Raw genomic sequence first — 11325 nt, 5'->3', positions numbered from 1 at the left:
AGATCCAGCGCCACACCGTGCGCATCGGTGGCCGCGACTTCGAGGGCGTGACCAAGCCATCACCGGAGCAACTGGAGCTGTTCAAAGACGTCGGCATCGAGGTCCCGAAACGGCCCGTCTGAAGGCCTGTTGTGGCATTTTTCGCTTACGAGGTGTAAGCAAAACGGGAAGTTACGCGATTAGCTGACGAACTTCGGGGACCGGATCCTCGATGCCGAGTGCGTGGAGGATGTCTTCGGCACGGGGTAGGTGGCAGACGGGCATTCTCGCTGGTTGGTGCGCAATTCGTAGGTCCTGACGCCTCCTTCGTATACTCGGCGAGTTGAGCGCCAAGGCCCGCTGCGCGCGCCATTTTTTCTGCTGATTGTAAGTGCCGCTTACATCCTTAGGCGCTGGGACTTATTCGCTACACGTATCCATTTCCAATTTGTCAGGCCAAGAATAACCGTCAGGTGGCTCAAGCTGTCCAGCAGTATAATCGAGGATATTGTTATAGATCGATATCAGCAGTGACACGCATTCACGAGCACGATTCACAGCCGAAGCGAATTCTTCGGCATCGCGCATATACTCATGGAAAAGCCGATTCCGCAAATTCTTGGCCTCGACCCAATCGGAAACCGCAGCCAAGACACCCAGTTTCTCCATCCGGTTTAGATTGTCCAGCGCAGAGCCAGGCGTTTCCAAGATATCTCGCATCAGGCTCGGGATAAGCCGATCGCCGATCGTATCCTGCATACGTCCATAACGCGCCAGAAAGGCATCAAGTCGCTCAGCCCGCTCCGGATCGTCTTCAAGAGACTCGACCCAGGAAACATCAACCGGCTCTCGCAGCAATCGGCCCGTCGTGTAGTGAAGATGTGCGCCCTCCCGATAAACGGTCTCAAGCAAAAAAATCAGCTGAGGGCTCGCTTCGTGCCGGCTCAAATCTCCACTCCTTCTCGAAGGGCCTCGTCATGAACCGGTAGTCGTGTGGTCGACGGGTCCAGGATCAGGACATCGATACGCTGATCACCGAGCCGCATTTGCAGCAGCGCCGCTACCCGGCTCGCCGCTGACGCGCGGTTCGGGACCTGCTCATCGCACTCGATCAACAAATCGATGTCGCCACCACGTGCGCTATCATCAACACGCGACCCGAACAGGCGAACCTTGACGTCGTGACCGAACACCTCGCGCACCACATCCAGAATGACTTTGCGCTCCGCACTGGTCAGCCGCATAGCCTATTACCAAATCGTCTTAACGTGCCGGTACGCTGTGATCTTTTCATCCGCTGTTATTAGCTCAGCATTGAAGCGTCGAGCTAACGCCACGATCATCCGATCCGCAGGGTCTTTGTGGAATTCTCCCGGAAGGCGCGTCGACTCAACCGCCGTGGCAGCGTCCAAGGCAATGAAACGCACGCCCTCGATTTCCTCAACCGTATCCAACCAGTCGCTGGTCGTCATCGATAGGGTAAGACGCCCCTTCTCAACCAGCAGCGCAATCTCCCAGGCAGAGATAGCCGAGATCAGAACCTCTCCATCATCCGCCTGCATCTCATGCTCAATGGCTGCAAGAGCATGGGGTGAGAGCTGGTCGTCACCATTTGCCCACCACAGTAGCGCGTGAGTATCCAGGACGATCAAGGGAGCGCTTCCCAGTCTTCCTCCCCCACAGGCTCGAAGGGATCCGCCAACTCGATGACGCTGCCACGCAGGCGCTCAAGCGGTGATCGCTGATCGCCCTTGTACCGGCGTACCTCGATCGTGGGGCGCCCTTTGTCCGTCACGATAACCGCCTCACCCGAGGATTCAACCTGACGGAAGTATTCGAGCGCCCGCGCCTTGAACTGCGACTTTGAGACTTCTTCGGAGCGCATGGCCCCTCCTGGTCATGGAGCCCGTCAACGGTAGCGCGCGCGAATGACTATGGCAAGTAGTCATCAGGAGAGCGATGCGCAGGACGAAGTGCAGCGCGGGCTGATGCGCCGGCAGAAGAAGCGCGCCTTCAGTTTCTGACTCGAATCGCTGAACAGGCGCGCAGCCGCCCCGAAGCCGCCGCGGCTCTGGGGGCACCCTCTCCTTTCCCGGTGCGCGGGTGGTGCGCGATACTGGCCGATTATAGCTGCGGTGCCGGAGCCGAGCGCGCATGGGCGATCTGGATCACGCGGACATCCTCTATCTCAGGCGCAACCACCCCGCCTGGCGGCTGCTCGCTGCCGAGACCGCGCCGCTGGTCATCGGCTTCCTACACCGGGCCTTCATCGCGCCCAACGCCCGCGCCATCCCGGAGACGGAGCTGGAGACGCAGCTCGACGACTACCTCTACGCCCTACGCGATCGCGCGGATGAGGACCCGTACCCGCGCCCGGCCCGCGAGTACCTGGCCGAGTGGGCGGGCGACGAGCGCGGCTGGCTGCGCCGCTACTACCCCACCGGCAGCGACGAGCCCTGCTACGACCTGCTGCCGGCGACCGAGAAGGCCATCCACTGGGTCGCCGAGCTCGAGCGGGGGCGGCAGTTCGTGGCCACCGAGTCGCGTCTGCGCAGTGTCTTCGACCTGCTGCGCGAACTCATCCATGGCGCCGAGACCGACCCCCAGGCTCGGCTGCAGGAGCTTGAGCGCCAGCGCGCCGAGATCGACGCCGAGATGGAGCGCCTGCGCGCCGGCGAGGTGGCGCTCATGGACCCGGTCCGCCAGCGCGAGCGCTTCCTGCAGGCCGAGCAGACCGCCCGCGGCCTGCTCGCCGACTTCCGGCAGGTGGAGCAGAACTTCCGCGATCTGGACCGGCAAGTGCGCGAGCGCATCGCCATGTGGGAGGGCAGCCGCGGCGAGCTGCTCGAGGAGATCTTCGGCGAGCAGGACGCCATCGCCGACTCCGACCAGGGCCGCAGCTTCCGCGCCTTCTGGGACTTCCTCATGTCCCCAGTGCGGCAGGAGGAACTGACCGAGCTTCTGGAGCGCGCCCTTCACCTGGAGACGGTCCAGGCCCTGGACCCGGACCCGCGCATCGGCCGCATCCACTACGACTGGCTCGAGGCCGGCGAGACCACCCAGCGCACGGTGGCCCAGCTCTCCCATCAGCTGCGGCGCTACCTCGACGACCAGGCCTGGCTGGAGAACCGCCGGATCATGGACCTGATCCGGGAGATCGAGCACCACGCCGTGGCGGTGCGCGACGAGCCGCCCCGGGAGGCGCTCATCGAGCTCGACGAGGCCTCGCCGCGGGTGGAGCTGCCCATGGAACGGCCGCTGTTCACGCCGCCGTTCCGGCCGCAGATCGCCGACCAGGTGGTCGCCGCCGACGGCTCCGACGTGGACGCCTCCGAGCTCTTCGAGCAGACTTACGTGGATCGCGACCGGCTGCGTCGGCGCATCCGCCGCGCCCTGCAGGAGCGTCGGCGCGTGGCGCTCGGCGAACTCCTCGCCGAGCATCCGCTGGAGCAGGGCCTGGCGGAGTTGGTCACCTACCTCGCCATCGCCACCGACGAGGCGCGCGCGGTGGTGGACGAGACTCGCACCGAGGCGGTGACCTGGACGGAGCCGGAGACAGGCCGACAGCGCTGCGCCCACGTCCCCGCCGTCACCTTCCTCCGCAGCAGCCCCAGCGACCCAACCGCAGGAGCCCAATGACCGAGCACGACGACCCCGACACCGCCACCCGCCCGCACACGGCCCAGCCGCTGGAGGGGCACGCCCCTGCCGCGTCCGGTTCCGTCGGCGCCTGGGGCACGACTCCCGGCGACGAGCGCCTCTCCCAGCTGCTCGTCCACCTCTTGCGGGGGGTGCTGCATCGCGACAGCGCCCCGCAGCGGTGGCAGCACCTGCTTGACCTTCAGGCCCGGGTGCGGGACTACGTCGGCGTCCTCGGCCTGGAGCTGATGCTCGACGAGGGTGAGGGCTACGCCTACCTGCGCCAGCGCGCGCGCGACGAGGACGACGACAGCCAGCTGCCCCGGCTGGTGCCGCGTCGCCAGCTGAGCTACCCGGTCAGCCTCCTGCTCGCGCTGCTGCGCAAAAAACTCGCTGAGCACGATGCCGGCGGCGGGGACACACGGCTGATCCTGACGCGGGAGCAGATCGTGGACCTGATGCGCGTCTTCCTGCGCGATACGGCCAACGAGGCGCGCCTGCTCGACCGCATGGACAGCCATATCCGGCGCGTCGTGGAGCTCGGCTTCCTGCGCCGGCTGCGCGGCGACGAAGAGCGCTACGAGGTGCAGCGCATCCTCAAGGCCTTCGTGGATGCCCAGTGGCTCGGCGAGTTCGAGGAGCGCCTGCGCGCCTACCGGGCCCACGCCGAGGGGCGCGACCCCTCGGAGCTGGCCTCGGACGGCGCCGGCGACGGCAACACCTCCGACCCGGACCGCGGCGACAGCCCCGGCGCGCCGGCCGAGACCAGCCCCGAGCCTGAGCGCTGACCCGCATCGAGGTGACGCCACCCATGAAGCTGCAAGAGCTTGACCTGGCCCCCGTTTCCGAGCGCACCGGCTTCCGGCTGCATCGCGCGGAGCTCTACAACTGGGGCACCTTCGACGGCCGCGTCTGGTCCATGGCCCCGGGCGGCGAGAGCGCCCTGCTCACCGGCGACAACGGCTCCGGCAAGTCGACGCTGGTGGACGCGCTCACGACGCTGCTGGTACCCGCCCACCGCATCACCTACAACAAGGCCGCTGGTGCCGAGGGCCGTGAGCGCTCCCTGCGCTCCTACGTGCTCGGCCACTACAAGGCCGAGCGCGAGGAGACCGGCGGCAGCGCCCGCCCGGTGTCCCTGCGCGACGAGCACAGCTTCTCGGTCATCCTCGGTTACTTTTTCAATGAGGGCTACGGGCACGGCGTGACCCTGGCCCAGGTCTTCTGGCTCTCGGGCTCGGGGCAACCGGAGCGCATGCACGTGATCGCCGACCGGGACCTGACCATCGCCCGGGACTTCTCCGACTTCGGCCACGACATCAAGAACCTGCGCAAGCGCCTGCGCGAGGCGCCAGATATCGAGGTACACGACACCTTCCCGCTCTACGGGGCCGCCTTCCGCCGGCGCTTCGGCATCGAGGGCGAGCAGGCGCTGGAGCTGTTCAGCCAGACGGTGTCCATGAAGTCGGTGGGCAACCTGACCGACTTCGTGCGCAGCCACATGCTCGAGCCGGAGCCGGTGGACGAGCGCATAGACGCCCTCATCCACCATTTCGACGATCTCAGCCGCGCCCACGAGGCGGTGATCCGCGCCCGGGCCCAAATCGAGGCTTTGGAGCCACTCATCGCCGATGCCCACGAGCACCATCGCCTCAGCGCGGAGGCCGCCTCCTGGCGCGCGGCGCGCGAGGCCCTGGAGCCTTGGTTCGCCGGCATCGAGGCGCGGCTGCTCGAGGAGCGCCGGCAGAGGCTGGATGACCGCATCCGGCGCTACGACGAGCGCATCCGCCGCCTCGACGAAGACCTCACCGGCCAGCGCAGCCAGCGCGAGGAGCTCCAGCGGGCCATCGCCGAGCAGGGCGGCGACCGCCTAGAGACCCTGGCGCAGCAGATCGGCGAGCACCAGCGCGAGGCGGAGCGGCGCCGGCGCAATGCCGACGCCTACAACGCCCTCGCCGAGCACCTCGGCCTCTCCCGAGCCGACGAGACCGATACCTTCCTTGCCAACCAACAGCGCCTTGCCGGGCTACGCGAGGACGCCGAGGCGCGGCTGAGCGAGCGCCAGAACGAGCGCACCGAGCTGGAGGTCAGCTTCCGCGAGCTGCGCAGCCGCCACCAGGAGCTCGAGCAGGAGCTGGAGTCCCTGCGCGCCCGGCGCTCCAACATCCCCGCCCGGATGCTGGAACTGCGCCAGCACCTGTGCAAGGAGACCGGCCTGGACCCGGACGAGCTGCCCTTCGCCGGCGAACTTATCCAGGTCCACGAGGAGGCGCGCGACTGGGAGGGCGCCGCCGAGCGGCTACTGCACAACTTCGGTCTCTCGCTGCTGGTGCCGGACCGGGACTACCCGCGCGTTGCCGAGTGGGTGGACCGCACCCACCTGCGCGGCCGGCTGGTCTACTACCGGGTGCGGGAGCGCCAGCAGCGGTCGCCGGAGCTCCACCCGCACTCCCTGGTGCGGGCACTGGCCATCCGGCCGGACTCGGGCTTCTACACCTGGCTGGAGGCCGAACTCGCCGAGCGCTTCGACTATGCCTGCTGCGACGATCTGGACACCTTGCGCCGCGAGCAGCGGGCGGTGACGCGCGCCGGTCAGATCAAGAGCGGCGGCTACCGCCACGAGAAGGACGACCGCCACGGCATCAACGACCGCTCGCGTTTCATCCTCGGCTGGTCCAACGAGGCCAAGATCGCGGCCCTGGAGCGGCAGGCGGCGGATTACCAGACGCGCATGCAAGAGCTGGCGGACCGGATGAGCCGCCTGGAGCAGGAGCTGCGCAGCTGGCAGGAGCAGATCCGGGCGCTGGACAAGATCGAGGTCTACGCCGACTTCCAGGAGCTGGACTGGCACAGCGTGGAGGCCGAGATCCAGCGCCTGGAGGCGGAGCGCGAGCGCATCCAGGCCAGCTCTGATCGGCTGCGCACGCTCCAGGAGCAGCGCGACGGCGTCGAAGCCCGCATCCAAGAGCTCGAGCAGCTGCTGCTCAAGGAGCGCGACGAGCGCAGCCGGCTGGCCGATCGCAGCGAGCGCACCGCCGAGGCACTGGCCAGCGCCCGCGAGCGCCACCAGGCGGCCACCGAGACGCAGCGCAGCGAGGCCTTCCCGCTGCTCGACGGCATCCGCGAGGAGGCGCTGGCGGAGCAGTCGCTGACCGTGGAGAGCTTGGCCAACGCCCAGAGCGCCGTGCGCGGCTGGGTGAGCCGGCACATCGACAACGTGGAGCGCAACCTGCGGCGCCTGGCGGACAAGGTGGTCAGCGCGATGGCCGACTTCCGCCACCAGTGGCCGCTGGAAGCGCAGGAGATGGACGCCCGGGTCGAGGCCTACGGCGAGTACGCGGCGCTGCTCGACGGCCTCAAGAGCGACGACCTCCCCCGCTTCGAGCGCCGCTTCCGGGAACTACTCAACGAGAACACCCTGCGCGAGATCGCCAACTTCCAGGCGCACCTGCACCGGCAGCGCCAGTCCATCCGCGAGCGCATCAGCACCATCAACCGCTCGCTGCACGGCATCGACTTCAACCCGGGGCGCTACATCGAGCTCCTTGCCGATCCGACTCAGGATGCCGAGATCCGCGACTTCCAGAACGACCTGCGCTCCTGCGTCGAGGGCTGGGTGGACGACGACGGCGAGGCCTCCGAGGCGGAGTCGGAGGCGCGCTTCGCCCGCATCCGTGCCATCATCGAGCGCCTGCGCGGCCGCGAGGGCACCGCCGAGGCGGACCGGCGCTGGCGGCGCAAGGTCACCGATGTGCGCAACTGGTTCACCTTCTCGGCGGAGGAGCGCTGGCGCGAGGACGACGCCCCCTACGAGCACTACACCGACTCCGGGGGCAAGTCCGGCGGGCAGAAGGAGAAGCTGGCCTACACCGTGCTCGCCGCCAGCCTGGCCTGCCAGTTCGGGCTCGACTGGGAGCGGCAGCGCTCGCGCTCGTTCCGGTTCGTGCTCATCGACGAGGCCTTCGGCCGGGGCTCGGACGAGTCCGCCCGCTTCGGCCTGGAGCTGTTCCAGCGCCTGGGGCTGCAGCTTCTGGTGGTCACGCCGCTGCAGAAGATCCACATCATCGAGCCCTACGTCGCCAGCGTCGGCCTGGTCAGCGCCCCGGACGGGGCGCACTCCAAGCTGCGCCACATCCCCATCGACGAGTACCGGGCGGAGCAGGCCGACCCCGGGGCCGGCCGGGAGGTGGACGGTGCACACGGGGACCGGAGCGAGACCCCGGCGGCGCGGGCGGCGGATGAGGGCACCGCTTGAGGCGCTGGAGTACGCCGGAGGCCGTCCGTGAGCGGCTGGAGCGGCTCTGGTCCCGCGGCACGCTGCTCGCCGCCCGCGTGCCCACGGCCGAGGCCCCAGAGCCCTTCCCGGTGGAGGTCAGCCTTACGCGCCCGCGGACCCATGAGATCAACGAGGACCTCGGCGCCGTGGCCGACTGGGCCGACGGCCTGCGCCGCGGCAGCCGCGAGGGCCGGGGCTTTGGCTACGACCTGCGCTGGCAGGCGCAGCGCAACCGCGTACACGGCCGGCAGGAGCTGCCCACCGCAGCGGTGGTGCCCTGCGCGGAGGACGCCCTCAAAATTCTGGGGCGACGCCGCGAGGCGGCCGCCTTCGATGCCGTCGCGAGCGCCACCGCAGAGCAGGCCGCGGAACTGCTGCCGTGGCTCGCCCGGCGGCCGCTGACTGCTCTGGAGCACGCGGAGGACTGGCCAAAGCTGCTCGCCGTCTGCGCCTGGTTCCGCGACCACCCTCGCCCCGAGATCTACCTGCGCCAGCTCGACATCCCCGGCGTTGATACCAAGTTCATCGAGTCCCGGCGCCGGCTCCTCGGTGAACTGCTCGACCTTGTGCTGCCCGCCGAGGCGGTGGATACCCGCTACACCGGGGCCCGGGGCTTCGAGGCCCGCTACGGCCTCCGGCAGGCGCCGACGCGGATACGGCTGCGGCTGCTCGACCCGGAGCTGGCCATCCGCGGTCTGACCGATCTCACCGTACCCGTCGAGGAGCTCGCCCGTCTGGACCTGGCCGCCGATACGCCGCCGCTGCGCCAACTGCTGATCACCGAGAACCAGGCTACCGGCCTGGCGCTACCACCGGTGCCGGGGACGGCCGCGATCTTGGGTCTCGGCTACGCGGTCGATGCCCTCGGCGCGGTGCCCTGGCTGGAGCGCGTACCCATCGCCTACTGGGGGGACCTGGACCGCGATGGCTTCGCCATCCTCGACCGGCTTCGGGGCGTCTGGCCGCACGCTCGCTCGCTGCTTATGGACCGTGCGACCCTGGCGGCCCACCGGCACCTGTGCGTCCCCGACCCGCGCGGCGCCCCCAGTGCCGCGCCCCCGGAGCGGCTCACCCACGAGGAGGCGGCCACCCTCGCCGAATTGCAGACCGGAGACGCGGAGGCCGGCCCCCTGCGGCTGGAGCAAGAGCGCATCGGTATGGGGTGGGCGGAAGAGCGGATCCGGGGGGGATAACCAGGCCACACTGTCATGAACTGAGCTCGCTACCCCAGCAGTCAGCCTCGTTCCACGGTGTCAGGACTTGTGAATTGCGTACCGACCCATCGTGCGACCGAGCATGCGAAAGAGAAGCGACCCTGCACGGCAGGCCCTCGAGGCTCACGACAAACTGTTGCGCAGAGACAGCTGGGTCCGCGGGCGCGACCTCCACGCGCCCACTTCGGCCAGGCGCTGCGCGACTGAAGGCCACGTACAGCTGCGCGCTTTGGCCGATCGAGGCCGCACCGTCAAGGGTGAGGTCTTTCTTAGGGAGAGCTATCCAGCCGCCAAGGATTGAGGATCTCTACGCCGATTCCGGCGAAATCCGACTCGTTGCGGGTGGCAACCGCCAGACCGCGGCTGCGGGCCACGGCAGCGATCTGCCCATCCGGGGCCGACAGTGGCCGGCCCTCCCGTCGCCGCGTCGCCATGATGCACCCGTAGTGGCGAGCGGCCCGTTGATCGAAACCCAGGATGCGCTGTGCGAACGCCGTATGGATGAAGGTGTCGAAGCGCTCACGCAGGTCTTCGCGGCGTTGCCCATCAGGCATGGCGCAAAGGCCGTACTCGATCTCGGCGATGGTAATCGTGCACAGGTACAACGAGCCGCTACCCGTGCCATTCAGCCACTCGATCACCGCCGCATCCGGCCGCGGGCGCATCATCTCAGAGACGACATTCGTGTCAAGCACGATCATCGTTCCGGCGCACATGGCTCGTGCGGGTCATGGCCTGGGAGTTCAAGTTCTACGCCGTACTTCGGGCCGAACGTAGCCTGAGCGAGATCGCCCAGGCGCTCCGGCTCCGAGACCGCCGACCGCAGGATGCGCCGCACCTCCTCCTCCATGGATATGCCATGCCGGTCTGCTTGGGCGCGCAAGCGCTCGATCGTCTCTTTATCCAAGCGGCGGACGCTGATGCTGCTCATAGCCTGTCTCCTCGCGACCCCCTCAAGTGCTAGCACATGATAGCACTTTAGAGACAGTAACCTAATCATGCAGCGCTTCGGCGACATCCCGTACCAGCTCGATTGAGCTGCGCGTGCTGCGCCGCATCCAGACACCCGATACCGGCGAAGTTCTATATGAGCTCGCCCGGCTTGCCCAAAATAGCGAAACCCTCGCTCGCGCGTCCTATGCGGCGGCGTTCGCGGGCGCGACGTTGTTCGTGACCTGGGCAGCCACATTCGCCCCCGTACCGGGGACATAAGCGGAAAGCGAACTGGCGGCGCTACGAGCTTGCCCCGTCGTGGCATGCCCGCGCCGCCTCCCTTGGGGCGGCGCGGCGACTTCCTGAGGCGGCCCTCCCGATAAACCGCCTCCAGCAAAAAGACCAGCTGGGCGCTCGCTTCGTGCCGGCTCAAGTCTCCACTGCTGGCAGCGGCCGAGTTTCTAGGCGCCCGGACTCACGATTCGCGCACCGACCAGCAAGAATGCCCGTTCGCCCCTACCCGGTGCCGAAGACATCCTCCACGCACTCGGCATCGAGAATCCGGTCCAGCCACATCTCCAGTTCACCCACCGTGGCAGGCTCGACGCGGGCCCGCGATGCCTCCCTGGCCTCCGGGCCGAACTTGCGCTCGATCAAACGGAGCAGCGTCTGCGCCGCAGCCTGCCGACGGCCCTCTTGCCGGCCCTCTTGCCGGCCCTCCTCACGCCCTCTCTGAATGCCCCGCTCTTCTCCACGCTTGAGCCACTGTTCTGCTAGCGTCATCACCAACTCCTCCGCTCGCCCCGGCCGCGTCTGCTCCAGCGCCTGCCGTACGTCTGCCTCCTCGACCGAGCCGTAGACCCTGGCAATGTACACCAGAAGCGGCTTCTCCAGCGGATGCCCCGGCGGAAGATCCCGCAGCCGGCACCCAGCCGTCATGCGACTCGACCAGCTGCTTCAGTCGTCCCCAACCGCGCCATCATCGCCTCGAAAGCGGAACCGTCGTCGGCGAGCGCATTGGCAACGAACGGCGCGTAGCGCTCGAAGAGCATCTTGGTCGAGGAGTGACCCAGCAGCCGGGAGACGAACAGCGGATTCTCACCCGCTGCCAGGTGCAGGACCGCGGCGGTGTGCCGGGTCTGGTAGACGCGACGAGCGTAAGCGGTCATTCCGTGACGTCGTTGACGGGGATCACTGGACATCCCGGAGCATCTTGATGAGCCCGGGGGAGACTTTCCACTGACGGTGATCCTCGGTGTGGACCACCACCGTCTTGCGGTTAAT

The 11325-nt window shown here is 67.8% G+C and carries 12 protein-coding genes; 4 read left to right on the top strand and 8 right to left on the bottom strand.

Annotated features, from left to right (window positions below; translation table 11 throughout):
* Positions 1 to 399: 399 nt before the first annotated feature.
* The 4 genes from CCR79_RS12755 to CCR79_RS12740 are packed head-to-tail and all read right to left on the bottom strand — an operon-like array spanning position 400 to position 1864.
* Positions 400 to 927, bottom strand: a complete 528-nt coding sequence (locus tag CCR79_RS12755; RefSeq protein ID WP_201173623.1) for a hypothetical protein — start codon at positions 925 to 927, stop codon at positions 400 to 402.
* A complete protein-coding gene (locus tag CCR79_RS12750) occupies positions 924 to 1223 on the bottom strand; it encodes a nucleotidyltransferase domain-containing protein (RefSeq protein ID WP_201173620.1) in 300 nt (99 codons plus the stop codon). The genes CCR79_RS12755 and CCR79_RS12750 overlap by 4 nt, the downstream gene beginning before the upstream one ends.
* 6 nt (positions 1224 to 1229) lie before the next feature.
* On the bottom strand, positions 1230 to 1631 hold the full coding sequence (locus CCR79_RS12745) for a type II toxin-antitoxin system VapC family toxin (RefSeq protein ID WP_201173618.1): 402 nt from the start codon (positions 1629 to 1631) through the stop codon (positions 1230 to 1232).
* Positions 1628 to 1864 carry a type II toxin-antitoxin system Phd/YefM family antitoxin gene (locus CCR79_RS12740; RefSeq protein WP_201173616.1) on the bottom strand — a complete coding sequence of 79 codons (237 nt, stop codon included), beginning with the start codon at positions 1862 to 1864 and terminating at the stop codon, positions 1628 to 1630. The genes CCR79_RS12745 and CCR79_RS12740 overlap by 4 nt, the downstream gene beginning before the upstream one ends.
* 269 nt (positions 1865 to 2133) lie before the next feature.
* On the opposite strand from CCR79_RS12740, the gene CCR79_RS12735 reads away from it, so the two are divergent.
* Genes CCR79_RS12735 through CCR79_RS12720 form a run of 4 tightly spaced genes read left to right on the top strand, consistent with a single transcriptional unit; the run spans position 2134 to position 9087 of the window.
* A complete protein-coding gene (locus tag CCR79_RS12735) occupies positions 2134 to 3618 on the top strand; it encodes a DUF3375 domain-containing protein (protein WP_238642616.1) in 1485 nt (494 codons plus the stop codon).
* Positions 3615 to 4406 carry a DUF4194 domain-containing protein gene (locus tag CCR79_RS12730; protein ID WP_201173613.1) on the top strand — a complete coding sequence of 264 codons (792 nt, stop codon included), beginning with the start codon at positions 3615 to 3617 and terminating at the stop codon, positions 4404 to 4406. The genes CCR79_RS12735 and CCR79_RS12730 overlap by 4 nt, the downstream gene beginning before the upstream one ends.
* A 23-nt stretch (positions 4407 to 4429) precedes the next feature.
* Complete coding sequence (locus CCR79_RS12725) at positions 4430 to 7873, top strand: ATP-binding protein (protein WP_201173611.1); 3444 nt, start codon at positions 4430 to 4432, stop codon at positions 7871 to 7873.
* On the top strand, positions 7870 to 9087 hold the full coding sequence (locus tag CCR79_RS12720; RefSeq protein ID WP_201173608.1) for a DUF3322 domain-containing protein: 1218 nt from the start codon (positions 7870 to 7872) through the stop codon (positions 9085 to 9087). Before CCR79_RS12725 ends, CCR79_RS12720 begins: the two co-directional genes overlap by 4 nt.
* A gap of 290 nt (positions 9088 to 9377) precedes the next feature.
* On the opposite strand, the gene CCR79_RS12715 is transcribed toward CCR79_RS12720, so the two are convergent.
* From CCR79_RS12715 to CCR79_RS12700, 4 genes are all read right to left on the bottom strand, one after another.
* Positions 9378 to 9803, bottom strand: coding sequence for a PIN domain-containing protein (locus CCR79_RS12715; protein WP_207190399.1), 426 nt, complete (start codon positions 9801 to 9803; stop codon positions 9378 to 9380).
* Between the two features lie 2 nt (positions 9804 to 9805).
* Complete coding sequence (locus tag CCR79_RS12710) at positions 9806 to 10039, bottom strand: FitA-like ribbon-helix-helix domain-containing protein (RefSeq protein ID WP_201173603.1); 234 nt, start codon at positions 10037 to 10039, stop codon at positions 9806 to 9808.
* A gap of 518 nt (positions 10040 to 10557) precedes the next feature.
* Positions 10558 to 10980 (bottom strand): hypothetical protein, encoded by a 423-nt coding sequence (locus CCR79_RS12705; protein ID WP_201173600.1) that lies wholly within the window; start codon positions 10978 to 10980, stop codon positions 10558 to 10560.
* Complete coding sequence (locus tag CCR79_RS12700) at positions 10977 to 11210, bottom strand: hypothetical protein (RefSeq protein ID WP_201173598.1); 234 nt, start codon at positions 11208 to 11210, stop codon at positions 10977 to 10979. Before CCR79_RS12700 ends, CCR79_RS12705 begins: the two co-directional genes overlap by 4 nt.
* Positions 11211 to 11325 lie beyond the last annotated feature (115 nt).

Origin of the sequence: Halorhodospira halophila (assembly GCF_016653405.1) — a bacterium.
Taxonomy (GTDB): Bacteria; Pseudomonadota; Gammaproteobacteria; order Nitrococcales; family Halorhodospiraceae; genus Halorhodospira; species Halorhodospira halophila_A.
The sequence above is the reverse complement of the archived record's forward strand: the minus strand, read 5'-3'. Positions and strand labels throughout refer to the sequence as shown.